The sequence below is a fragment of the Photorhabdus asymbiotica genome (assembly GCF_003634575.1).
Lineage (GTDB): Bacteria > Pseudomonadota > Gammaproteobacteria > Enterobacterales > Enterobacteriaceae > Photorhabdus > Photorhabdus asymbiotica.
On record NZ_RBLJ01000001.1, the window covers coordinates 1,263,598 to 1,289,182 of the forward strand.

The 25,585-nt window shown below is 46.0% G+C and carries 18 protein-coding genes; 1 reads left to right on the plus strand and 17 read right to left on the minus strand.

Features of this window, described 5'->3' with window-relative positions; all coding sequences use genetic code 11:
* The first annotated feature begins 224 nt into the window (after positions 1-224).
* Positions 225-371 carry a hypothetical protein gene (locus BDD30_RS23480; protein WP_170152944.1) on the plus strand — a complete coding sequence of 49 codons (147 nt, stop codon included), beginning with the start codon at positions 225-227 and terminating at the stop codon, positions 369-371.
* 1,265 nt (positions 372-1,636) lie between these two features.
* Here BDD30_RS23480 and BDD30_RS05570 read toward each other — a convergent pair.
* The 17 genes from BDD30_RS05570 to pepP form a co-directional block, all read right to left on the minus strand.
* Positions 1,637-2,137: an Imm70 family immunity protein gene (locus BDD30_RS05570; RefSeq protein ID WP_015833317.1), complete on the minus strand. Its 501-nt coding sequence runs from the start codon at positions 2,135-2,137 to the stop codon at positions 1,637-1,639.
* An 88-nt stretch (positions 2,138-2,225) separates the two neighbouring features.
* Positions 2,226-2,720, minus strand: coding sequence for a hypothetical protein (locus BDD30_RS05575; RefSeq protein WP_015833316.1), 495 nt, complete (start codon positions 2,718-2,720; stop codon positions 2,226-2,228).
* Positions 2,721-2,891: 171 nt separating this feature from the next.
* Positions 2,892-3,209, minus strand: coding sequence for a hypothetical protein (locus BDD30_RS05580; protein ID WP_015833315.1), 318 nt, complete (start codon positions 3,207-3,209; stop codon positions 2,892-2,894).
* A 7-nt stretch (positions 3,210-3,216) separates the two neighbouring features.
* Complete coding sequence (locus BDD30_RS05585) at positions 3,217-3,822, minus strand: EndoU domain-containing protein (RefSeq protein ID WP_015833314.1); 606 nt, start codon at positions 3,820-3,822, stop codon at positions 3,217-3,219.
* A 126-nt stretch (positions 3,823-3,948) separates the two neighbouring features.
* A complete protein-coding gene (locus BDD30_RS05590) occupies positions 3,949-4,359 on the minus strand; it encodes a DUF6392 family protein (RefSeq protein ID WP_015833313.1) in 411 nt (136 codons plus the stop codon).
* A gap of 26 nt (positions 4,360-4,385) precedes the next feature.
* Positions 4,386-4,784, minus strand: a complete 399-nt coding sequence (locus BDD30_RS05595) for a hypothetical protein (protein ID WP_015833312.1) — start codon at positions 4,782-4,784, stop codon at positions 4,386-4,388.
* A gap of 146 nt (positions 4,785-4,930) precedes the next feature.
* Entirely contained in the window at positions 4,931-5,170 is a 240-nt protein-coding gene (locus BDD30_RS24970; protein ID WP_331430140.1) for a DUF6883 domain-containing protein, read from the minus strand.
* Complete coding sequence (locus tag BDD30_RS05605; protein WP_015833311.1) at positions 5,115-5,378, minus strand: hypothetical protein; 264 nt, start codon at positions 5,376-5,378, stop codon at positions 5,115-5,117. The genes BDD30_RS24970 and BDD30_RS05605 overlap by 56 nt, the downstream gene beginning before the upstream one ends.
* Positions 5,379-5,545: 167 nt before the next feature.
* The gene (locus tag BDD30_RS05610; RefSeq protein ID WP_041381647.1) at positions 5,546-5,800 is read right to left on the minus strand and encodes a hypothetical protein; all 255 of its coding nucleotides are present in this window, start codon (positions 5,798-5,800) and stop codon (positions 5,546-5,548) included.
* On the minus strand, positions 5,787-14,579 hold the full coding sequence (locus BDD30_RS05615) for a two-partner secretion domain-containing protein (protein ID WP_012777336.1): 8,793 nt from the start codon (positions 14,577-14,579) through the stop codon (positions 5,787-5,789). The genes BDD30_RS05610 and BDD30_RS05615 overlap by 14 nt, the downstream gene beginning before the upstream one ends.
* Positions 14,580-14,640: 61 nt before the next feature.
* The gene (locus BDD30_RS05620; RefSeq protein ID WP_041381645.1) at positions 14,641-16,287 is read right to left on the minus strand and encodes a ShlB/FhaC/HecB family hemolysin secretion/activation protein; all 1,647 of its coding nucleotides are present in this window, start codon (positions 16,285-16,287) and stop codon (positions 14,641-14,643) included.
* A gap of 467 nt (positions 16,288-16,754) precedes the next feature.
* Positions 16,755-19,631 carry an aminomethyl-transferring glycine dehydrogenase gene (gene gcvP, locus BDD30_RS05625; RefSeq protein WP_012777334.1) on the minus strand — a complete coding sequence of 959 codons (2,877 nt, stop codon included), beginning with the start codon at positions 19,629-19,631 and terminating at the stop codon, positions 16,755-16,757.
* 87 nt (positions 19,632-19,718) lie between these two features.
* Positions 19,719-20,111 carry a glycine cleavage system protein GcvH gene (gcvH, locus tag BDD30_RS05630; RefSeq protein WP_012777333.1) on the minus strand — a complete coding sequence of 131 codons (393 nt, stop codon included), beginning with the start codon at positions 20,109-20,111 and terminating at the stop codon, positions 19,719-19,721.
* Between the two features lie 233 nt (positions 20,112-20,344).
* On the minus strand, positions 20,345-21,448 hold the full coding sequence (gene gcvT / locus BDD30_RS05635) for a glycine cleavage system aminomethyltransferase GcvT (protein WP_012777332.1): 1,104 nt from the start codon (positions 21,446-21,448) through the stop codon (positions 20,345-20,347).
* 358 nt (positions 21,449-21,806) lie between these two features.
* Positions 21,807-23,039, minus strand: coding sequence for an FAD-dependent 2-octaprenylphenol hydroxylase (ubiI, locus tag BDD30_RS05640; protein WP_012777331.1), 1,233 nt, complete (start codon positions 23,037-23,039; stop codon positions 21,807-21,809).
* 38 nt (positions 23,040-23,077) lie between these two features.
* Entirely contained in the window at positions 23,078-24,256 is a 1,179-nt protein-coding gene (gene ubiH, locus BDD30_RS05645) for a 2-octaprenyl-6-methoxyphenyl hydroxylase (RefSeq protein WP_012777330.1), read from the minus strand.
* 7 nt (positions 24,257-24,263) lie between these two features.
* Positions 24,264-25,580: a Xaa-Pro aminopeptidase gene (gene pepP / locus BDD30_RS05650; protein WP_012777329.1), complete on the minus strand. Its 1,317-nt coding sequence runs from the start codon at positions 25,578-25,580 to the stop codon at positions 24,264-24,266.
* Positions 25,581-25,585: the final 5 nt, after the last annotated feature.

The window sequence follows — 25,585 nt, forward strand, 5'->3', positions numbered from 1 at the left end:
TCCTGATGGATTGGATAACATAAAATATAACCTATAATTTAATATATTAAATGGTTACAGAACTGTCAAATTTGTAACAAAAAAGTAAAAACAAAAGAATAATCAGATACATAAATGTAACTTTCTGCATTCCTGCTTAGGAAAATATGCCGATCTATACCCTATGGATTTCAAGATGCATCGCGACAGCAAGGGAGCGAATCCCCGGGAGCATAGCAAACTATGTGACTGGGGTGAGTGAGTGCAGCCAACAAAGAGGCAACTTGAAAGATAACGGGTATATGAACAGGATCGAGGATTTCAGATTTTACGAACCGGGCAATATGGACAAACCAACGGGTTCCGTCTCTATTACAAAAAACGGCAAATAAAATAGCCCTAATGGGATAGGTTCTGAATCAATTTCATTTTGAAAAACGTTTATTTATTAAAATAAGCTCGTTATGTGATTTTAGATTTTCACTTAATCCCATTCACCCATGTCTATTTAAATGATGTTTAAATAAATCAGCAAACTCATTTAATCACGATTTATTAAATAAATAACAGTGAAAATCCTCTCTAATTAATCAGCTAGAAAGATTATAATTGTTAGATGAGTATTTAAGTGTTAAATCACACTAAAAGTATAAAAAGAGGCAACTTGAAAGATAACAGGTATAATTATTTAACGAGCTGATGGGGAAGTTGAAAACGTGATTAAAACAGGTTAATGCTTTAAATATATTGTTTTATTAACCTATTTCATATTCTTATTTATCCTTTTTTACAGGGTATATAAACATTAATAAAACCAATTCTTTTTCTCATTTTTCACTGAAAACTTTATGGTGGCATGTTTTAAACTATTCTTAAAAGATATTTTTTAACTTCCGGTTTTAATCGGAAAAAATAATAAACCATCGGAATAAAAATCGTTTTACAGGATTATACTTTTTATCTTTTTAACATTATTTACTTTCTCTTTTTACTTTTCAATTTTTAATAACAACAAACTCCTGTTTATCGATAATATGTAATCTCAGAATTAAAAAATCGGCGTTCCATTAATACCCTAAAAACACAGAATAATTAAAAACGGATTGCTTCTTATCATATTTAATGTCTTTAACCCTCTTTTTATTTTACATTGATTTAACCTGCCATGATCATTTAAACGTGATAATAGAGAGAAATTAAAAACTTCATATAATTATCCCCTTCATCCTTAAAGTTGCTGCTTTCACTCACCTCAATCACAGAGTTATCTATGCTGCTGGGGTGAGCGAGTGCCGCCAACAAAGAGGCAACTTGAAAGATAACGGGTATATAACTATTTCTTATGTGAGCCGTCTAAATATATTTAACCACTTTTATTAATATTGTGCCCCCATTTTGGTTTTAGCTTGATAAATATTCTCCCCCTGATATTGCTTACTGATTTTAAACCTGCCGCTTTTAATCTAATTCTACCGCTTGCATTTTCATTGGATCTTTGAATATTTTATCCAATGTTATTGCTGCCAGCTTTTTAAATAATTTCTGCTGATAGGTAATTAATAACCAGAAAATAAATAAACCCCAGCCGTGTGAACTGCACCTTTATAAGTTGAGAATTCAACTTTTGGGGTGCAGTTCGTCAGGCCAAGTGCTTTTTTTAACGTAACCAAAATGGTGGATCGTTTGGGCTTAAGGCATCGTATTGCTCAAGGGGGCAATTAATCTCATCAATGTAATATGGTGTATCAGTAAAACCAATTCTTACAGGGATATATTCATTAAGCTCTTGATAATAAACTTCAGTGCATTCCAATGCTTCAGAAAATGCACTAAAGATCCTTTTAAAAACAACTAATAGAGACTCTCCGTTCAGATTTAATTTCGTATTATTTACATTCACTCCTAACGACATCCAATCAATATCTTTAGCTGATATCTGTGAAAATGACCTTTCTATGCTATCAAGATCTTTTTTGACATTTGATAGTTCCTCATATTTCAAAGAACGCCGATAGAGATTTTCTGTAACCCAAGGATATTTACTCCCTTTATTACGATGTTCCAATAACGTTACCACTAAATTAAAAAATCCATTTATATCAGATGCAGGGCCTATTTCAGCTAATGTCATAGCAGCATGTATACCAACATTTTTCATTCTGTTTTAAACCTAATGGATGATGAACTTATAGCGCCATTTGATTTCTGCACTATACGTTGAACTATTTGCATTTTTTGCTTGGCAGTTATTGCTTATCCCTAACATCAATAACAACCCGTTGTTCCATCCCTGCTGGAAGGTTTTTCTGCCGCTCAATCGCCTGTTTGGCAACATTATTAATCAAGCTCTTTTTATTCGTTGCAATATTATAGTTTTTCACTTCAATACTGCAAACATTGCCCTGACACCAATCTGGGCGAACACTACCTTTAGTTCCATCAGGGACTTCCTTACCCTCTTTAAATGTCACTTGACCATTCCAGCCATCTCCTAAATCTTTTCCTACGTCGATTTCTGACTGCTTATGACCGGGGCGTGAGATTGATGTGATTTCATCACTGGCCTTATTAATAAGCTTAGACGCTTCCCCAACGTCACCTTTCTGTAAGGCTTTCTCTGCTGCCTTTATAGCCTTCCCAGCGGCATCACCCACTCCCGGAATAATCGCGGCGGCGGCGGCCAGATAATCTAATGCACTCTGTGCTTCAACAAAGCCTTTGATATCGCCGACAATCGGCACGAAGTCAGTACCAAGACTGATAATATCACCCGCTTGTTTACATGCCTCCGGTGATTGCTGACAAAAGGTGCCCTTTTTCTCCTCGTAGGTTTTTATTTACAGTGGGCATTCGACACGATAGAACGTTAAATAAGGCCGAAAGATAGCGGGGATCTCCCGGCCTTATCAGGTTTATGTTTTACTCAAGATCAGCGCTTTCCATTGTTCAAGATAACCTTTGAACTCTTCTATACTAGTAATTTTCAGACTTTCTTCTGTGTACTCATTAAAAATTTCGACGCCATCAGGTTTGATGGTGACAGTATGGGCATTGCCCGTACCCTCCCATTGTGGCAATTCGCTATTATTGACTGATTCACATAAAGAAATATATTCGTTCACACCACGCAGGCTACCTTGAACATCTCCACTTAAAAAATCTGCTAACACATGACGCTCATATTCAATATCCACTTCAAGATACCCATCTTTACCAATAAAAAATCTCATATTGCCTCTAATAGTATTTTGGAAAAGCAGTATTTATATTGCCTGAAGCATCAAGCCATCCTTCTATTTTGATTCCGCTCGGTGATGTTCCTGACCATTTGCCATTTGGTTGTATAGTGCCGTTTTGATAAGCTCCTCTAATTTCTGACATTATTTTTTGTCGGTTCCAAGATTGAGGGAAAAACGTTGAATCAGCTCCTTTTGGTATCCACTGATTTGTCTTAACATCAAATATTTCAACCTTTCCTTGGTAAACACCCTGAGCGTTTGGTGGGTTTGTAATTTCGGTGATACGAGCCTTCCCTTGATGACCTATACTTACTTCATGATGAAAACCAACCGCTTTTCCTCTCTGGTTTATTTCACCATGAAAAACATACTCAGAATTAATTTTTGGAACTGTTTTAGGCTTAGGGGCCAATCCTAGCGTATCACGAGCTTGATTAATAAGCGTAGAAGCTTCCCCAACGTCACCTTTCTGTAAGGCTTTCTCTGCTGTCTTTATAGCCTTCCCTGCGGCATCACCCGCTCCCGGAATAATCGCGGCGGCGGCCAGATAATCTAACGCACTCTGTGCTTCAACAAAGCCTTTGATATCGCCGACAATCGGCACAAAATCAGTACCAAGGCTGATAATGTCACCCGCTTGTTTACATGCCTCCGGTGACTGCTAGCAAAAGGCCGAAAGCCCACGTGATGTAGGCTTTCAGTTCAAACTTACTGGAAGCTCTAACAGTTATTAAGCCTGTAATGATATTTTAGCCAATCGACCATCTTGGGCAAATTCCATATGTAAGGCATAGTCATTACTTTCATACTTTATCCATCTATTGATATACCCCAATAGCATATCTGGCTTACCACCGCCACTTGCCGGTGGTTTTCCTTTTACTTCTACAACGTCTTTTTCTTTATTATCGATTCCTATTCCCGGAGGTAATTCCCCTTGATATATCGAAAAACCTTCTTCTGGTTTCATGAAGAAAGTAATTTGGGTTACCAAATCATTTTCCAATAAAAACAATATGCCTGCCTGAAAGAATGAATAATAAATCCTCTTACCTAACATATCAGTTGTAACTACAGGTAATTCACCAATATCTTGAGGTAACAAGACAAAAATATTATTCACACTAGATTCATTAATCATGCTAATGTAATCTCGCCATCTCAACATTATTCAGACACTCCCATCTGACGATTACGCTCTATGATTTTTTTAATAGCTTGGTCAACTAACTTAGGATCATATCCACGTTCTATCATATTAACTCTTAATGTTTCAGTATCACGACACACTGCACCACATAAATCTGCTGCGTCCTGATTCACCTGTTCTGATGTATTTTTACCTCTATAAGTTCGACTCTCAGCATGAGCATCTTTAGGAAGTTCAACAGCAGTAGCATTATTATACAGAGTCTTTTCTTCTTGAGGTGTTAACTTTCTTCCAAGTTTATTTTCTTTGGCTTTCCTAAGGGCAGCAAAAGATGGAATATGATCGTGTTCAAGATTATCTCCGACTACAGCTTTAGACTTCAGTTCCTTATAGGGACCAACGTCGAGAGGTTTCACTGCTTGAATTTCATCACTAGCCTTATTAATAAGCTTAGACGCTTCCCCAACATCACCTTTCTGTAAGGCTTTCTCTACCGCCTTGATAGTTTTCCCGGCGGCATCACCCGCTCCCGGAATAATCGCTGCGGCGGCTGCCAGATAATCTAATGCACTCTGTGCTTCAACAAAGCCTTTGATGTTGATGATCCAAGATCATATATCCACCCTGTACGAACAATCGCTGTTTTGCCGTTTGGTCCAGTAATTGGCATGTCAATAATTATTCTTTGACCAAACTTATCAACATTACCAAGAATAGCTTTATTCGTTTTAGCCCCTGCCTGTATTTTAGATATTAAATCGGCACAGCACCGGATTGGCTTTACAGCCTTCAAGCGCAACACGCCCTGCCGTTGCCATTTCAGCCGAGCCCGCAATCAATATATGACCGCCATAAACCAGCGCATAGCCGCCTGCCGCCACTGCGGTGACGGCAATCGCTGCATCCCGCCGCGCAACGACGCGCTCTTTCGCAGCTTTATCCCCTTTCTCTGCCGCTAATATATCTTTTTGATTATCTACCGATAACTGATACAGCATATGCTCAGTCATGTTATTACGATAGACCAGCTCCGCGCTGTTTGCCGCTCTGTTTCATTCTTGTACGCAGGTTCAAATAGCCTGCTTTCCAGCGAAGCCGCCAGCGCTGAGGCTATGGCCCGCATAAACCAGCGCATAGCCGCCTGCTACCTGCGGTTACGGCATAAGCTAGGTTTTCGTTAAATTAAACCAAGAGATTCTGGTAATCCTTTAACATACTCATACGTGTCACCGGTATAATTCTCTGATAAATCGTAGAAAATCATAACTACCTCTTGTTTCTCATCATCATTAAGTAACTGAAGTTCCGCTGCCATCTGTTCCATTATTTCTATTGCTGAATCCGGATTAAGCAGTTCTTCACTTGTAAACTCCAAAAATATGGCAAGATCAATAATTACCTTTACAAGCCTAATATTGCTATTCTTTAACAACTTTCACCTCTATGTTTTTGATTCCAAGTTCATCGAACATCTTTTGTGCTCTATTCGCCTGAGTTTGATCTGGTACTTCCCAACGTCCTGTCATACCATTGCGCTTTAACGCATCTGATTGTCGTAATGCCTGATCTTTAGCTTTTTGGGTTGTCACAACGGATATTTTTCTATCTATCATGACATTATCATCTACACCATCAAACCTAACAGGCTTGTTTTTTCCATCAGCGTCTATCCTATCAATACTGGGAGCCTGCCCTTTTTTAGTTTCAATATTTGAACGAGCACCTGACGCAGAATCATTATAGCCTTTAGCCCGTTGACTCATGCTTGCGTTTTCATCAACCCATTTAACTTTTATTGCATCACTAGCCTTATTAATAAGCGTAGAAGCTTCTCCAACGTCACCTTTCTGTAAGGCTTTCTCTGCCGCCTTGATAGTTTTCCCGGCGGCATCACCCGCTCCCGGAATAATCGCTGCGGCGGCTGCCAGATAATCTAACGCGCTTTCGGCCTCGGCAAAGCCTTTGATATCGCCGACAATCGGCACAAAATCAGTACCAAGACTGATAATATCACCCGCTTGTTTACATGCCTCCGGTGACTGCTGACAAAAGGCTTGCTTTTTCTCCTCGTAGGCGTTGATTGTGCCTGACTTTTCTTTCTCTGCGGCAGACAGAAGATGCGCCAGCGAATTGTACACCATCACTATTTCCCCGGCATTGGCACCGCTGTTCGCGCCCTCTGCACTGTTGGTGGCAATCGCCCCCGCAACGCCGCCAATGATTTTACCTCCTGCCTGTATTGCCATCGGGTCGCTAAAGGTGTTCTCCAGTGTGATAGCCGCCAGCTCCGCGGCTAAGGCCCCTACCGCCGCTCCTTTGGCATCCCCGCCACCAATCTCCACCGCCAACGCAGATACCGCCGCATGGTTAATCGCTTTACCCGGCACCCCCAGAATCTGGCCTTTATCACCAATCAATCCGGCCCCTTCCGCGTTAATCTGATTACCCACATTGCTCAGTAACGCCGCTTGCAGATTGTCCGTAAAACTGCCGCCATTTATGGCCGTACCGAGGGTTGAGCTTACGATGGATTGCACCGCTACACGCTGAGCTACCTGACTCCAATTATGATTACTCAATAAGGGAAGCTGCGCTTTTACGGGATCGACCACGCCTGTTCCTTCCACTAATTTTCCCCAGCCCATCGTGTGGTCTAGCCCCCCTAATGCGCCACCCACCGCTATTTGGGCCACCAGTGATTTGACAGCATCGCGTTGCGCTAAGACGGCCAGAGTCTGGGTGAGATTGCCTCTATTTTCGACTAAGGCCACCGCCGCCTGCGAGGTCAACCCTATCATCCCGCCATACGCCGCCCCATAAACCGCACTCGCCGTAGCTCCGGTGGCCCCTGTCGCCCCCACAGCACTACTTCCCGCCAAAGCCGCCACACCCGAGCCGGCAGTCACCGCCGCCACCGCAATCGCTATCACCGCACCCACCACGGGGTTTAAGTGTTCACTTTTCTTGTCCCAGCTGCTGTAAGCGTCCTTAACCTCGTTCCACTGGACGTCATTACGATCCCGAAGATTTTTCAACCATTCGGTCCCGGGGGTGTTACCCAGTCTCCCCAACGTGTCTTCCAGTAACTGCCCCTCCTGCACTTTCACAGCCGCACTGATGCCTTTTGCCGCTTCCACCGTCAGCGTACCGCCAACATGCACTGACGGGATGACCCAGGTCTGCTCATGGTGGCCTTTATCGTGCTGCGTAATAAAAAAGCCCGTTGATGTCGTGAGGGTCTGCTCAATATCCGTATTGGGCATCGCCCTGAAGTTCACTTTCCCGCTCTGGCTGGTGATTGTCGCGTTTTTATCGGTTTCTATCCGGCTCGCTTCTAATGTCACATCATCTTTTGCCCTCAGGTTAATATCCCCACCGGCAGTCAATTCCGTGACTTTGTTGGTATTCTTGATTTGTATTTTATGTTCCGTTTTAGAACCAAATATTTGACACGATTTCAGAGGACCAAAACCTTTACAGCTTTTCTTCGTTTCTTCCCACCGGTAAGCTTCTTCCATCGCCTGCGCATAGAGAAAACCACCGGTTGCCGCGATATCTATCACACCTTTGGCAATTAATTCCGTTGCCTGGAATAACAGACTGCCCTGAGCGCGAATAGTTAATGCCCCTCCACTCTTCAGCCGGCTGGCATGTTGCGTAAAGCGCTCAATATTCCCCTCGCGGCTAAATTCCCGTCGCGACTCAAAGCGAATATTCCCCCCTGCGGAAAGCTGCATATCCCTGCCGGCGGTCAAACTCGTTCCGGCAGTCAGCAGGTTGCCGGCAGCCACTAAGGTGAGATGTTGAGCCGCATTGACGGCACTGGTGGCATACAGGTCTTGTGGATTGCCATCATTAGCCGGCGAATATTTCTGGGCCGAGAAGATTAAATCCCGGCCCGCGTTAACCGAGACATTGCCCTGAGTCGAGGTTAATCCCGCTATCCCCGCGATATCGCCCCCCGCGCTGAGTTGCAGGTGCTCACCCGCCGTAATTTGCGTGCCTGATGCGGATAAATCAAACAGAGGGGCTGACACTTCCGGCGTAGGGGGACGAGACAGATCGATATCACGACCCGCGCTTAATGTGACCTGTTGCCCCGCACCGATACGCGCCTGCCGCAACATGAAATTCTGCCCCGCAAACAGATGAATATTGCCCGCAGCATTCAATTGACTTCGACTGGCATTAAGGTTTCGGCCCGCACTTAAGGTCAGATGACGAGATTGATCTAACCGGGTACCGGAAAGATCCAGATCGTTGCCGGCCGAAATGCGCAAATGATTATCAGCTGAAATGACCGGCAAGGCATCCAGCCGGAGGTCGCCTTCACGCACCAGCAGCTCAACATTTTCCCCCTTCAATGCCGCCTGAAAGGCTTTAATCTTATTGCCGGCTATTAAGGTCAGGGTGTCCTTTGCCGCCAGTTTAACCCGATCGGCATCCATGTCATGACCCGCGTTTAACGTGATGGTGTTTGATTCATCGAACAAAAGCCCCGGGAGAGCCAGTGTGTGATTCGCGAACATCTGCACACGGTTACTGGCCGAAATACGCGAACCGTCATCCCCCATCCGGATGTCACCTGCGCGCGCGAGAAGCTCAACATTTTCCCCTTTCAGCCCGGTTTGACGGGCGGTAATATTGTTGCCCGCCCTCAGGGTCAGATTGTTCTGTGCAGCCAATTTAACCCGGCTGACATCCATGTCATGACCCGCATTTAACGTGATGGTGTGGGCTTTATCGAACCAAAGACCATAAAGGTCCAGCTTGTGAGCCGCGAATATCTGCACATTATTGCCCGCCGAAATACGCGACCCCTCCCCACTCATCCGGATGTCGCCTTCACGCGTCAGCAGTTCAACATTTTCTCCCGTCAACTCAGCCTGAAAGGCGTCAATCTCGTTACCCGCCATCAGGGTCAGATTGCGCCTGGCCGCCAGTTTATTTTGGTGGGCATTCATGCTACGGTCGGCGGTGACGGCCAGATCATTTTCCGCGTTTAGGTGACCCATACTGATAATGTCACCGGCATGCAGCAGAATGTTTTTCGCCGCGATGAACGCCGTTCCGTTGAATTGATGAATAAAATCCGCCACCACATTCAGACCGGCTGAGAGTTTACCGGCCATCCCGTTGTTAATGTCGTGACCGGTTAAGATGAGATTTTTCTGCGCCTGAAACTGGCTTTGACTGTTATCCAGCCTGGTCGCATTGATATAAGCATTCGCCCCAGCATCCAGGTTAGCCTGACCGGTATGGCGGAATGCTTTGGTGCGAATAATGATATCGCCCTGATGGGTTTTCAGTGTCGCCGCATCATTGTTAATCTCCGTGCTGAGATGACCGCTCGCATCTTTTTGCAGCCAGAGATGACCCCTGGCCTGAATCAGGCCCTGATTCTGATTATCCAAACGCTCAACAAACAGACGCATATCCCCTTCAGCGATCATGTTACCCCGATTGCTCAGCGTGTTCGTGGCCAGCGTCATCTCTTTCCCGGCACACACCTGACTCTGTGCTGAGGTTTGCATGTCTTTACTGCTGACGTTGATATCCGCTTTGGCCTGTACATTTCCCAGCATAACCGGACCATCAGCAATGACACAGATATCGCCTTGCGTTGCCGTCAGATGAGTGAGATTGACCGCTTTACCCGGCTCGGTGCTCACTAAACGGATTTTATGGGCCGAGATCCCTCCCAATGACCCGATATCTATCGCACGCCTGGGGGAATAATCTTCCCCTGTCATGGGGACAAGGGTTCCACGCCTGAAATCAACCTGATTAGGGCCTTGTGTCAAAGTCAGGTTTTTCGCCTGCACGTTGCCGTTAACCAGGGTGGCCCGGCTGATAATATCAACATCATCCTGTGCCGTGGCATCCAGCCCCTTTTCGCTAATGGTGATAATGCCTTTTTTCACGGCCAAGGCCGCTAACGCCCCATCTTTATCAAACACCGACTGACCGGTCGATAAGGTGACCGCCAGCGTATGGATAAAGCCACAGCCGTGACAGGTTATGCCGTTCGGATTGGTGATAAAAACCGGGGCTGTTTGTCCCGCCACTTCCAGCAGTCCTTGCAAATTGGAAGCTACTGTCCCCACCACTTCATTAATGATCAGTGCGGCCGATTTTCCGTTGAAGTGAGGGTTAGCGCCCATGGCACCGGCCAGTACAGACTGAGTGGCCCCGGTCGCATTATTGAACACCAGTCCCGAAGCCCCCACATTAAACTCCCGATAACGGTTATGTGAAATACCGCGGGAATTAGGTGCCGCAATCTGGATAACAGGCAGGTTATTTATCACGGCAATCCGCGTTTGCCTATCCGCCAGTTGAATCCCGGGTATGCCACCGGCTATTTCTGGGATATTGAGGGTCAGTTGGGGCGCGCGGTCTAATGCGCGGTCAATCAACGCCGACGTCACCGGGGTATATTTTCCTTCAACTAAAGGCAACACGGGGCTGTTTTCAGCAATGGCAACCGCCCCTTCTGCTGACAGAGTTGCCTGGCTATCGGTCATACCCAAGCCGGCTATCAGAGTTAAATGGTTGCCGGCGGTGACCTGATCAACATCTATTGAGTGACCACTGGTCAAGGTCATGTCTTTCCCGGCGGTCAGGGCGGTACCATGCAGATTTATCCCCATACCCGCGTGGAGTTCAATATTCTCATCCGCCGCTAAACGTGGATGAATATCTATCCCCCCGTTACCCGCCAGAAAGATATTTTTCGCCCGGTTAATTAACGTCTGTGAAAGGGAAATGCCCTGCTCAGACAAAATACGTAACGTATTTGCCGCCGACATTGTGGGTAAGATCGGTACGCCTTCTGCGATGGAATATTTTCCAGAGGAAATATGAATACCGCCACCGCGGGCAATCAGGGTCACGTCATGACCTGAAATATCGGTGTCCTGCACGGTAAAAAGATCCTGTCCCTGTAGCAGAGCATGGTTCCCAGCGTTAACATTTCCCCCATCTAAGGACAATGCTTTCGCTGTAATGGTGACATCACCGCCGGCACGAATGCCTCCCTGATTCTGCCAGGTATCGGTGGTCACGGTCAGATTTTGTCCGGCTTGTATATGACTCTGCTGCGCCGTTTCAATGCCTTGACTGCGCAGGTTGATGTCCGTTTTGGCCTGTACCTCCCCCAGCATAACCGGCCCCTCGGTGGTCACACTGATATCACCTTGCGTTGCCGTCAGATGGGTGAGATTGACCGCTTTACCCGGCTCGGTACTCACTAAACGGATTTTATTGGCATACATTCCCCCCAATGAGCCGGTATCAATCGCTTCCCAGGGGGTATAACCTTCCCCTGCAATGGGGGCAAAAGTCCCGTGTTTGTAATCAACCTGATTGGAGCCTTGTATCAAGGTCAGGTTTTTCGCCTGTAGTCTACCGTTAAGCTTAGTGGTCCGACTGAGGATATTGACAGTATCCTGGGCCGTGGCATCCAGTCCCCTTTCCCCCAAGGTTATCATGCCTTTTTTCACGGCTAAGGCTGCTAACGCCCCCGCTTTATCAAACACCGGCTTACCGGTGGATAACGTGACAGCCGGGATATTGATAAAGCCACAACCATTACAGGTCATGCCGTTCGGGTTGACGATGACGACCGGCGCTTTTTTCCCCACCACTTCCAGCCGTCCTTGCAGATTCGAGGCCACCGTCCCCACCACTTCATTAATAATCAGTTCAGCCGATTGACCGTTGAAGTTCAGATTCGCGCTAATTTGCCCCGCCAGCAGAGACGACGTATCCTCGGTCGCGTTATTCAACACCAGCCCTAGAGTCCCCACATTAAACGCCTGATACTGGTTATGTGAAACGCCCCGAGCATTAGGGGCCGCAATATGGATAATCGGGCGATTGTTTTTCGAGGTGATGCGGGTTTGCTTATCCGCCAGTTTAATCCCGGGCATTTCACTTTCGATTTCGGCAACATTGAGTGTCAGTTCAGGCGCCTGACTTAATGCGCGTTCAATCAGCGCAGCGGTGACCGGCGTATATTTCCCGGCCATGACGTTATATTTCCCTTGAGCTGAGTGCAGTTCGGCATTGTTTTTGATAAGGGTCGTTATCCCTTTTGCCGACAACGTGGCATCCGTATCCATGATGTCACCGCCAGCATTCAGGGTTAAGTTGTTGCCAGCAGTCACAACACTTTTCGTTATCAGGAAGGGAAAGCGGGGATCGGATTGGGCGTCATCACCGGCATCTTCATATTCATCCTGTTTTTTATAGCCAGTTCCACTTTCATACTCATAGGTGTCTCCCGTACTGATATCCAGCGCTCCCCCGCTAGTCAGCGTGATATCTTTCCCCGCCGTCAAAGAAAGCGAGCGCAGATCAACCACTTTTCCCGCATGAACCTCAATATTCTCATCTGCTGCTAAGTGACTGATCTGGTGTAGACGCTGTTTGATTAGTGCTTGTTGCGTCTCATCATTGGGTCGGACTCCTTCACTCACATCAGCTAAATCACTCGAAGGATAAATCTCAATTTTATCATTGGTCGCCAAAAAGATATTTTTCGCCCGGTTAATCAGGGTACTGACAAGATTAATCTGACCCTCGACGATAATGCGTAACGCATTATCCGCCGAAATCGTGGTTAATACCCTTATGCCTTCCGGGGTATAGTCGTCGCCGGGCACAACAGAAAGCAGACCCCGGCGAGACAGCAACGTCACATCACGACCGGAGATATCATAGCCATTCACATCAAGATGTGACTTTCCCTCCAGGGTGACCTGGTTCCCGGCTTTTAAATTCCCTCGGCCTAAATAGACGGTTTCAGCGCCAATGGTCAGGTTTTGTTCTGCCCTCATTGACGCCCGATTCACTAAATCTCTGGCAGTCAGATCAATGTTTTTCCCGGTGATTAAAGCCCGATCAGTGGGTTTCCTGCCCGCTTGAAAATGTGACTTATCCAAATCAAAAAGAAAGCTCTTTTCAAATGTTGCTGTCAAATCCTCACCCGCACTGAGTTTACCGATGCTATTCCCCTGACTATCTTTTATGGCTTTCGTTGAAAAATTTTTGCCGGTCAGCGTGAGGTTTTGCGCGGCACTTAACTCACCCACATTGTTTATCTCGTTAGCGGTAATACGGTTGTTTTTACCCGCGGTAATCAGGGGATGACTTTGCTGGGTCGGGCTGACGTTATCCAGTTGGGTCGCTTTTAGGGTGACATTACCCCCGGCCCGGATTTGCCCCTGATTTCGCAATGTTTCGGTGGTCAATACCAGATGTTGACCCGCCTGCACATGACTTTTTGCTGCTGTTTCAGTGGCTTTGCTGTTGATGTGGAGGTCGGTCCCGGCGTGTACCTCCCCCAGGATAATTTTACCCTCAGTGGTTAAACGGATAGCGTCCTGCGTGGTGGTCAGATGGGTGAGGTTAACCCCAACCCCTTCTTCAGTGGCCACCAGCCGGATTTTATTGGCATACATGCCGCCTAAGGCTTTGGTATCAACCGCTAATTGCGGTTTAGCGCCTTCTCCGGCAATCGGCTTCACTGTGCCGTCTGTTAAACTGATGCGGTTGGCACCTTGCGTCAGTGACAGGTTATTCGCCTGAATTTTTCCATTCAACTCCGTTGCCCGGCTGATGATATCGACATAATCCGTCGCTTTGCCATCCAGCCCTTTGTCACCAATGGTAATCTGGCCTTGTTTTACTTCCAGCGCTTCCAGCGCCCCTTGTTTATCAAACTGCGGTTTACCGGTAGTCAGAGTTGCGCTGGCGGTGTTGATAAAACCACAGCCATCACAGGTCATGCCGTTGGGGTTGGCAATCATTACATTGGCTTTATTGCCAACAACTTCCAACTGGCCTTGCAGGTCAGTGCGCCCGCTGCCGGTCACTTCGTTGATAATCAGTGCCGCCGGTTTCTCTTTCAGGTTAGGATTGGCGTTAAGTTGCCCGGCCAGTTGTGACTGAGCCGCCTGAGTGGCGTTATTGAGTACCGCTCCCTGAGTAGCAACATTGAACGCTTGATAGGTGTTGTGAGATATCCCGGCACCGTTCGGCGTAGCGATATTCACCACCGGGACGTTCCCCTGATGGTGTACCTGGGTTTGGTTATTATCCGGCGTGATGCCGGCAGCAATCGCCGGGTGTAACGGCTGAATGGCCGTCAGGTAAATTAAAAGATGACTTGTGGCCCTTGTCACAGGGGTACTACGTTGACTCATGTATCAGTCCTTGTTTTTTGGAGTAAAAATGTTTTTTATCAATAGGTTGTGTCTTGCACTGTTACAGTGCCAGTGATGCAGACCAGTAAACCACCCAGTTATCCGGTTTCAGATGATTTGGGTGGGTAAGTGGTGCCCCAATAGTTATCGCTTGATTGAACCTGCGGTGAGTCAGTGATAAGCCCAGAGCCGCGCCGGTAACGTTACCGCCCTCGATTTGCCCGGTTTTCCCTCGTAACCAGCCAGTATCCAGTGCTCCAGTGAAGGCGAGTTCATCCAGAGCCGGCAACGCCGAGATCCGCCAGTTCAGCTCATTGCGCCAATATCCTCCGCGATTGCCGGTGAGCGATTGTTCTTTAAATCCCCGGACGGAATATTGTCCCCCGAGTGACAGACGCTCACTGGCGTAAAGGTTATCCGGTGTGGTTTGGCCGTAAATCGATGAGAGGTAATAGAGGGAATCTGCGACCGGCATAAAATAGCTGGCACTTAAACTGAATTTGCGAAATTGGCTACGGGGTGCCGCCGGGAAACGTGGGTCATCTTGTGTGGCACCAAACACCGGTAAACCGTGACTCACCATTGGATTGAAAGTGATATAACTGCCCGCCAGCGCGGCACTGTAATTAACGCCAAGGTTGATAGCGCTGAGTGTCGGGCTGCTGATGGATAATATTTCTCCGGCCAGTAAATTAGTAGTCCGACGGCGTGTCAGCCCCATATCCAGCGCCAGTTTCTGTTCACCATCACGATATAACGTCCGGTTTATTGCCAATCGATGAGTCTGGCTGTCACCGTTATAGCGATAGGCTTGTAAATCGACCGGGATATTTTGAAAGGAATCATTCCACGCATATTGATAACTGAACAACCAATAACCATAAGGCACCGTCACATTGGCAGAGAAGCTGCGGCTTTGATGGCGATGGCTGAAGTCACTGTTATGGCTGGCAGATAATGCCCACTGATCAGCAAGGTGTAATGGATTATCCAAATTTATACCGGCATTGATTTGCCCAGTGCCGGTACTTTTTTGACCGCTATTATCCGTACCAAAACTGGTACTGACCGGTAAACGAGTCGCTGTGCGTTTTAAAATAACTGTGGAATAACCCGGTTGTTTTCCCGGCTGAATATCAATGATCATCTGTTGGGAAGGCAGGCGGTTCAGGCGTTCCATGCCTTGTTCAATATCCCGCAGATTAAGCGTTTTACCCACAATTCTCGGGAAAACCATTTTCAATGCTAGGGAGGTTTCACCATCAAGATGGATTGATTCAACTTTGCCTTCATTGACGCTAATAATAAGGACGCCAGCGGATAAATCTTGGGCATTGAGTCTGGCGTGAGATGTGACATAACCCCGTTCAATATAGGCATTAGAAGTTTTCCGTACCAACGCGTTAATATCTTGCAAGGTTAAGCAATGGGATAAATAAGGGTGTATTAAGTTCTTTTTGACTGAGCGAGGCAGGCTTTTTGCACCGTCAAATTCAATCCGGCTAATAGTGTGGCAAACAGATTCTGGTGTACTTGGTACTACATCGGGTGATGGAGATAAGGTGATGTTGTTGCGCAGCATTTCCCGTTGTTGCTGGGCTTGTTGCAGTAAGGCTTTTTGTTGCTGAGTAATGGTTTCTTGATCCGCAGGGCTGACAGATGCTGAGGCATAGACCAATTCAGAAAGCACCAGCAGGATAAGTGACATCAAGCTTCGGTGATAAAACGGTAGTTTTCCCATAAATAATATTGATAGCCAAATAGTTACATTATTAAACTATTTTAATGTTGAATTACTTTCCTGTCCGAATAAGCAGTTCAAAATGTGATCAGAGATCAGATCTTTAATATTATTAATGGGGAATTTCATATATTAAATGCCAGAAAATGGTGATAAGAGTAGAGATACTAAATAGAACTGCTGGAATAAGGAAAAGCTCGCTGCTGCTACAATCGCTACAGTCGTCGTACTTCTTTTTTTCAGCGAAAAAGACATTCACAGAAAAGTTTAATTCATGCGGATTCTGATTCTAAAAGTTCGTGAATATCAGGAAAAATACAACTTTCTGGTTTCTATGGCGGTAGTACCGAGATAGTCGTACCGGGAGGTGGTTTAAGGCTGACAAAAAATAGCAACACCAGTAATTATACTGATGTTGCTTATTACGTTAGCGATTATTGGTAATCGCTGACAGGTGCGCAGGAGCAGTGCAGATTACGATCACCGTAAACATCATCAAGGCGTTTAACAGCAGGCCAATATTTATTGGCTTTGGTTTCTGCGGTTGGGAAAACTGCAATTTCACGGCTGTAACCATGGTTCCAATCAGAAACCAGCTCAGTTTGTACATGAGGCGCATTGACCAATGGGTTATCTTCCAATGACCATTCACCTTTCGCCACTTTGCTAATTTCAGCACGAATTGCCAGCATTGCATCCACAAAGCGATCAATTTCTACTTTACTTTCTGATTCTGTAGGCTCCACCATCAGCGTGCCAGCAACCGGGAATGACATGGTGGGTGCATGGAAACCATAATCAATCAAACGCTTGGCAATATCCATTTCACTAATACCAAACTTTTCTTTCAGTGGTCGAATGTCCAGAATACATTCATGCGCCACATAACCGTTATGGCCGGTATACAGCACGTCATAATCATTCTTCAGGCGAGCAGCAATATAGTTAGCATTCAAAATCGCCGTCTGACTTGCCTGTTTCAACCCCTGTGAGCCCATCATACGAATATACATCCAGCTAATAGGCAAAATGGAAGCACTACCAAATGGTGCCGCAGAGACAGCACCCTGTTCGGTAATACCATCCATTTGAACCACCGAGTGCCCCGGTAAGAACGGTGCCAAATGGGCTTTTACACCAATCGGCCCCATGCCTGGACCACCACCGCCATGTGGAATACAGAATGTTTTATGAAGGTTAAGATGCGAAACATCAGCGCCAATAAAGCCTGGGGAGGTGATACCAACTTGTGCGTTCATATTCGCACCATCAAGGTAAACCTGACCACCATATTGATGGATGATTTCACACACTTGACGGATCGTCTCTTCATATACGCCATGGGTTGATGGATAAGTCACCATGATACAAGAAAGTTCATCACCCGATTTTTCCGCTTTTTCCCGCAGGTCCGCCAGATCAATGTTACCTTCTTTATCACAACCCACCACAATAACTGTCATACCTGCCATATGAGCAGAAGCCGGGTTGGTTCCATGAGCAGAACTTGGAATTAAACAGATATGACGATGCCCTTCTCCACGACTTTCGTGATAATGGCGAATGGCCAGCAAACCGGCATATTCCCCCTGCGCTCCAGAGTTTGGTTGCATGCAAACCGCATCATAACCTGTCAGTTGCACCAACCAATGAGATAATTGGCTTATCATCTGTTGGTAACCCAGCGCCTGTTCTGGCGGGCAGAATGGATGCAGTTCATTAAATTCAGGCCAAGAGATAGGTAACATTTCTGCCGCAGCATTGAGTTTCATGGTACAAGAACCCAGCGGGATCATTGCCTGATTCAGCGCCAAATCTTTGCGCTCAAGGCGATGCATATAGCGCATCATATCCGTTTCGCTGTGATAGCGATTGAAATTCGGATGCTGGAGAATTTCATCATTGCGCAACATAGATGTAGGGATAGAGTGGCTTTCCGCTATTACATTCTCATCTAATGCCTCAACATCCAACCGCTCCTCTGTACCCGTCAGCACAGAGAATAATTTGACCAAATCATCACGGGTGGTAGTTTCATTCAATGTAACACCCACAGCACCGTGAATGTCAGTACGCAAGTTGATTTCCGCCTTGTCTGCCCGTGCCAGCACTGCGGCTTTATCGGCAACTTCAACGGTTAGCGTATCAAACCAAGTTTTGTAGCGCAGAGTCAATCCCGCTTTCTGTAGTCCAGCGGCTAGAATGTCAGACAGGCGATGAATGCGGCCTGCAATGCGTTTTAGTCCTTTTGCACCGTGATATACCGCGTACATCCCTGCAATATTTGCCAGCAGGACTTGAGAAGTACAGATATTGGAATTTGCTTTCTCACGACGGATATGCTGCTCACGGGTCTGCATTGCCATGCGCAGAGCGGTATTACCTGCCGCATCACGGGAAACGCCGATAATACGGCCCGGCATAGAACGTTTGAATTCATCACGGCAGGCAAAAAATGCGGCATGAGGACCACCATAACCCATTGGTACCCCAAAACGCTGAGCAGAACCAAACACCACATCTGCCCCTTGTTTGCCCGGAGCGGTCAGAAGCACCAGAGCCATCAAATCAGCAGCAACGCTGATAATGATTTTACGCTGTTTCAGTTGTGCGATCAGGTCAGTGTAATCATGGATTTCTCCTTTTGTACCAACCTGTTGCAGCAACACACCAAATACACCTTCCAACTCCAGAACTTTTTCTGCTTTATCAACAATCACATCAAAACCAAAAGTTTTGGCTCGGGTACGAACAACATCCAGTGTCTGAGGGTGTACATCATCAGCAACAAAGAAACGATCTGCATTTTTCAATTTGCTGGCACGCTTCGCCATTGCCATTGCTTCAGCCGCAGCAGTTGCTTCATCCAACAGAGAAGCAGAAGCAAGATCCAAACCCGTCAGGTCGATAGTCACTTGCTGGAAGTTCAGCAATGATTCAAGGCGTCCTTGAGAAACTTCCGGTTGATAAGGTGTATAAGCAGTGTACCAGCCAGGATTTTCTAATAAATTGCGTAAAATAACCGGTGGTAGCACAGAAGGCGCATATCCCATACCAATATAGGATTGGTAACGCTTATTTTGGCTGGCAATGGCTTTCAGTTCAGCCAGTGCTTGTTGTTCCGTTGCACCACCGCCTACATCGGGTAGCTCTGGTAATGCAATATCACGGGGAACAATTTTCTGAGTTAATTCATTGAGAGAATTTGCCCCTACTGTCGCTAACATCTCTTTTTGCTGTTCGGCGGAAGAGCCAATATGACGGCGGATAAACGCGCCCCGGTTTTCAAGTTGGCTTAATGTCTGAGTCATTCGATACTAATTCCTGAAACTGGCCAGAAATGGCATACAAATAAAAACGCCCCGATCACGATGTGAAACGGGGCGACAGTGGGCATCCTATTCTTCTTCGTCCAGAAGTGCCCGATATCCATCGGCATCCAGCAAATTCGAAAGTTCACTCTCATCAGTAGCTTTAATTCGGAACAACCAGCCTTCAGCATAAGGCTCGCTGTTAACTAATTCGGGAGCATCGCTCAATGTTCCATTAACGGCAATAATTTCACCACTCAGTGGTGCGTAAATATCAGAGGCGGCTTTTACAGATTCAACAACAGCACACTCATCACCAAAATTGACTTCATCACCAACTTCTGGCAAATCAACAAAAACCATGTCGCCTAACAGCTCTTGCGCATGCTCGGTAATACCTACAGTGTATTCACCATTACCTTCTGCGCGAACCCACTCATGCGATCTAGCATATTTTAACTCTGCGGGTGCATTACTCATTACCATCGTCTCCTTCAATCTTAGAACCGATCTCATTAAGCCATTTTGCTTTCTTGCACCAATCATGCTTACTGAGATAAGTTGCTATTTACTCATCACGTTATTAGATAAAAATGACTATACCCTTCATCCTTCAAGTTGCTGCTTTGTTGGCTGCTTTCTCTCACCCCAGTCACAGAGTTATCTATGCTCCTGGGGATTCGTTCACTTGCCGCCGAGCTGCAACTCGAAATTTATTGGGTATATACGAGAGGTTTACCCACCCGCACAAAACCAGGTTTGACTACCTGAACCGGCATCTCACGATGACGTATTTGTACAATTGCCTGTTCACCAATCCCTTGCGGTACACGAGCAAGGGCAATACTGAATCCTAATGTTGGGGAGAACGTACCGCTGGTAATAACGCCAGAGTGTAAGGTGCCCATCTCATCAGTGAAACTAACCGTTAAGCCACTGCGTAACACACCTTTCTCTCTCATCACCAAGCCAACCAATTGATCTGTGCCCTCTTTACGCTGTCTTTCCAGCGCTTCACGGCCTATAAACTGGCGATCTTCTGGTTTCCAGGCGATTGTCCAGCCCATATTCGCGGCTAATGGAGAAATAGTTTCATCCATATCCTGTCCATAGAGGTTCATACCCGCTTCAAGCCGCAAAGTATCACGTGCCCCTAACCCTGCGGGCTTAATGCCAGCACTAAGTAATTTTTGCCAGAAATTTGCGGCCTGCTCTTTTGGCATCGCTATTTCATAACCCGCTTCTCCGGTATAGCCCGTCGTTGCGATAAACAGCTCATCAGCCTGAATACCAAAGAATGGTTTCATACCGGCGATAGCCTGTTTTTGTTCATCATTCAACAGAGATTGTACTTTTGCCTGAGCTTCAGGGCCTTGAATGGCGATCAACGCCAGATCATCGCGAACTTGAATATCGACTGAGTAATGAGTTGCATGTTCATTAATCCAGGCCAGATCTTTCTCACGGGTCGCAGAATTGACCACCATCCGATAAAAATCGTGACTAAAATAATAAACAATCAGGTCATCAATAACACCGCCGGAAGCGTTAAGCATCCCGGTATATAAGGCTTTACCTTTCTCTGTGAGTTTAGCAATGTCATTTGCCAGTAAATAACGCAGGAAATCACGGCAGCCAGTACCATGCAAATCCACAATCGTCATATGGGAAACATCAAACATACCCGCATCAGTGCGGACAGTATGATGTTCATCCATTTGTGAACCGTAATGCAAAGGCATCATCCAGCCATGAAAATCTACCATGCGCGCACCACAGGCCAGATGCTGGTCATACAATGGAGTTTGTTTTGCCATTATTTCCCTCTTTTCATTTCCTACATGAAAACATGCCGCGTATTAACCGACAGATACTGTGAATCATGAATAAAAAGCGGCTAAAAAACACGACGCAAACGATATCTTAGAATGAAAGTTATCACTGAAAATCAAAATGAACCATAAGTAAAAATAGGGTCCAATTCAGCGACAACCAAAAAACACGCTATGAGTATGCAGAATTTTCAACTATTAAAATGAGCTATAATGCTCAAAATTAACAATTAACATCAGAAAACAATCATTTTCCATTAAGAGCTAACTGAAATATGAATAAAACCACTTATCCATATTTCAGCAATGCATGAGAAATACTAATTGATATGCAGAGGCTAAATTAGATTTTTTCAGCTGAATAGGACTGAGAAGAGAGCCAGTCCGGTAAATCATTCAGCCCCATAGCTTGACGAAGCAATTGAGGTTTAATTCCGGGTAAGTTATCTGCCAAAGATAATCCAATATCCCGCAAAAGCTTTTTCACTGGATTATTACCGTCGAATAATTGACGAAAACCCTGCATCCCAGCCAGCATCACAGCTGCACTATGTTTACGACGGCGTTCATATCGACGTAAATAGAAATGCTGACCAATATCTTTGCCCTGACAATGTAAACGTCGTAATTCACCTATCAGTTCAGCAATATCCATAAAACCCAAGTTCGCTCCCTGACCTGCCAGTGGATGAATGGTATGAGCGGCATCGCCCACTAAAACCAAACGGTGAGCGGCAAAGTTACGAGCATAACGACCAGTCAGTGGAATTGTCTGGCGTTCACTGATCAGTTCACACTGACCAAGGCGCATATCAAAATCCACCGCCAATTGTTGATTGAAAAGCGTATTATCAAGCTGTTTGAACTGATCTGCTGATTCACCTGGCAGTGACCAAACAATAGAACACAAATGCGGATCAGCAAGAGGCAAAAACGCCAAAATACCATCACCATAAAAAACCTGACGGGCAACACTGCCATGAGGCTCTTCAGTGCGAATAGTCGCCACCAGCGCATGATGCTCATAATCCCAGAATGTCAGGGGGATATCAGCGTGCTGCCGCAACCATGAATGAGCGCCATCAGCGCCAACCACTAAACGGGCAGTTAACATACTCCCATCGGATAAAGTCATAAAAGCTTCATTCTCACCCCAGGCAACCTGCTTCAAAGCCGCAGGAGATAAGATAGTCACATCAGATAAGCTTTCCGCTTTTTTCCATAATGTTTCACGAATAACCCGGTTTTCAATGATATGACCAAGGTATTCTAGACCATATTCAGCCGCACTAAACTGAATGCGACCGAAGCTATCCCGCTCCCAAACTTCCATTTCCTGATAAGGGCTGGTACGCCTATCCAGAATCTGTTGCCACACACCAAGACGCTGTAATAGACGCTCACTAGCAGCATTAATCGCAGAAACCCGCAAAGCATACTCTTCTCCAGCAATAATGGATTGAGCAGGCGGATAGCTCTCCACCACAGCCACCCGCAAGCCACTGCCTTGCAAGCCACAGGCAAGCGCCAAACCAACCATACCACCACCAGCAATAACCACATCAAATGATTGCATAATATAACGTCCTCTTATTTTGTCTGCTTTATCTGCGGTTATCTTTGGGCAACCCAACCCAGAGTCTGACGAGCCAGTATATCCCGCATAGGAGAGCATTTTTCCATCACCATCAGGCCAAAGTTACGGCTAACTTGTAATGGAAAATAACGATTGGCAAATATCCGTATCAATCCATCAGTCATATCAATGGTATTTTTCCGATCTAAAACCCGTTGCTGTTGATAGTTAGCCAGAACCGAATAAGTACCAATATCCTGACCAGCAGCAAAAGCCTCAGAAACGATCTGGGCCAGTGTCATAACATCTCGCATACCAAGATTAAAACCCTGGCCCGCAATCGGATGTAATGTTTGCGCAGCATTTCCCACCAGTACTAACCGGTGGCTAATTTGTTGATTTGCAGTAGACAGTGTTAGTGGGTAACTATGACGCTGACCAGCTTCCAATATTTTGCCCAGTCTCCAACCAAATGCACGCTGTAACTGCCTCAGAAATTGTTCATTATTCCAGCCAGTTATCTCCTTTCTCTGCGCCAATCGATGACACCATACCAGTGAGCTTCCACCTCCAGACATTGGCAACAGAGCAAGTGGGCCATATTCAGTAAAACGTTCAAATGCTCTACCTTGCGGGTGCTCTGAAGTGAGTACATTAGTAATTACTGCAACCTGTTCATAATGGTGCTGTTGCCGTTGAATATGACAGGCGTCACCAATAGCGGAATGGCTGCCATCTGCTGCTACCAACAATTCCCCCTGGAGTTGTTCACCATCCTCCAGTGTTACTATCACCGATGACGTCGTTCTCTCAACAGCCAGAACCTTGGACGGACAATACAGCGTAACGCCAGGGGCATTTTTCAGTAATCCAAACAAACTCTGCCCAGCATGATACAGTTCGATAACATTTCCCAAAGCTGGAATGTTATAGTCTTTAGCACGAAGGTTGACAAACCCCGCATGACCACGGTCACTAACATGAACGTGAGTTATTGGTATCACATAATCTTCCAGAGCAGACCAAACTCCTATCTGTTGTAAACGCTGACAAGTACCGTAAGCCAGCGCTATCGCTCTGGCATCAAAGCCGGGGTGTTTCTGCTCCGGCTCCGCTGCTTCAATCAGGGAAACATGAATCTGCCCTTTACTCAGGGAAGATATCGCCAGCGCAAGCGTCACGCCAGTCATGCCACCACCAACTATAATCACGTTCATACTTAACTTAACCCTGTTTTGCTTTCGCCATCAGAGCTTCAATCTCATCAGCTTCTTTAACAACACTGGCGGTCAGGTTTTCGTTGCCTGTTTCAGTAATCACAATGTCATCTTCAATACGAATACCAATACCACGATATTCCAGCGGCACATCAGCATCCGGTGCGATATAAAGCCCCGGTTCAACCGTCAATATCATTCCCGGTTCCAGAATGCGATCGCGCTCTACGCCATAGTGCCCAACATCATGCACATCCAACCCTAACCAATGGCTAAGACCATGCATAAAGAACTGGCGATATGCTTTGGTTTCAAGCAAATGTTCCACTTCACCATGCATAATGCCCAATTTCACCAACTCTTCTACCATAATCCGCACAACATGTTCTGTCACTTTGTTGATGCTGGTGCCCGGCTTATACAGTTCAAGCGAGATATTCAGTGTTTTTAATACGATATCGTAAATTTCACGCTGAGCACGGGTGAATCTGCCATTCACAGGGAAAGTGCGGGTGATATCTCCGGCATAACCCAAATATTCACAACCTGCATCAATCAGTACCAAATCACCCTCTTTCATCCTGCTTTCATTCTCGGTGTAATGCAGAATACAGCTATTTTCCCCACTCCCGATAATCGTGTTATAAGCAGGATAGCGAGCGCCTTGATGAGTGAATTCGTGATGAATTTCGGCTTCCAGTTGATACTCAAACATACCAGGGCGACAAACTTTCATTGCGCGCATATGTGCCTGTGCGCTGATTTCACCTGCCCGACGCATAATTTCAATTTCTGCCTTAGATTTGAACAACCGCATTTCATGCACCCAAGGACGCCAGTCAGTTATCGTTAAAGGCACTGAAAGATTACGACGTCCACCTTTTCTTAACGTATCCAACGCATGGAAGACAATTTCATCTGCGTAGGCAAATTCGCCCTGTGCGTGATAAACCACATCCAAACCATTCAGTAACTGATAAAGCTCTTCCTTGATGTCATCAAAAGGCAAAGCTCGATCAATAGCTAATTTTTTAGGTGCAGCTTCTTGTCCAAGACGGCGACCAAACCAAATTTCCGCTGTCAAATCACGAGTTCGATTAAAAAGAACACTATGATTATGCGTATCATCGCTCTTAATTAATATCAGCACAGCTTCCGGTTCATTAAACCCAGTCAAATAAAGGAAATCGCTATGCTGACGATAAGGATATTCACTATCTGAATTTCGTGGCGCAGGCGGGGCAGAAAAAATAATCGCTGCGCTGGCCGGAGCCATTTTTGCCAGTAAAGCCTGACGGCGGGATAAATATTCTTGTTTGACCATACCCT

Excerpts from the sequence above, each read along its gene's own strand:
- pepP (WP_012777329.1), bottom strand. The coding sequence starts at position 25,580 with ATGGTCAAACAAGAATATTTATCCCGCCGTCAGGCTTTACTGGCAAAA.
- BDD30_RS05570 (WP_015833317.1), bottom strand. The coding sequence starts at position 2,137 with ATGAAAAATGTTGGTATACATGCTGCTATGACATTAGCTGAAATAGGC.
- gcvP (WP_012777334.1), bottom strand. The coding sequence starts at position 19,631 with ATGACTCAGACATTAAGCCAACTTGAAAACCGGGGCGCGTTTATCCGC.
- BDD30_RS05590 (WP_015833313.1), bottom strand. The coding sequence starts at position 4,359 with ATGATTAATGAATCTAGTGTGAATAATATTTTTGTCTTGTTACCTCAA.
- BDD30_RS05605 (WP_015833311.1), bottom strand. The coding sequence starts at position 5,378 with ATGACTGAGCATATGCTGTATCAGTTATCGGTAGATAATCAAAAAGAT.
- BDD30_RS05580 (WP_015833315.1), bottom strand. The coding sequence starts at position 3,209 with ATGAGATTTTTTATTGGTAAAGATGGGTATCTTGAAGTGGATATTGAA.
- gcvT (WP_012777332.1), bottom strand. The coding sequence starts at position 21,448 with ATGGCAAAACAAACTCCATTGTATGACCAGCATCTGGCCTGTGGTGCG.
- ubiI (WP_012777331.1), bottom strand. The coding sequence starts at position 23,039 with ATGCAATCATTTGATGTGGTTATTGCTGGTGGTGGTATGGTTGGTTTG.
- ubiH (WP_012777330.1), bottom strand. The coding sequence starts at position 24,256 with ATGAACGTGATTATAGTTGGTGGTGGCATGACTGGCGTGACGCTTGCG.
- BDD30_RS05615 (WP_012777336.1), bottom strand. The coding sequence starts at position 14,579 with ATGAGTCAACGTAGTACCCCTGTGACAAGGGCCACAAGTCATCTTTTA.
- gcvH (WP_012777333.1), bottom strand. The coding sequence starts at position 20,111 with ATGAGTAATGCACCCGCAGAGTTAAAATATGCTAGATCGCATGAGTGG.
- BDD30_RS05620 (WP_041381645.1), bottom strand. The coding sequence starts at position 16,287 with ATGTCACTTATCCTGCTGGTGCTTTCTGAATTGGTCTATGCCTCAGCA.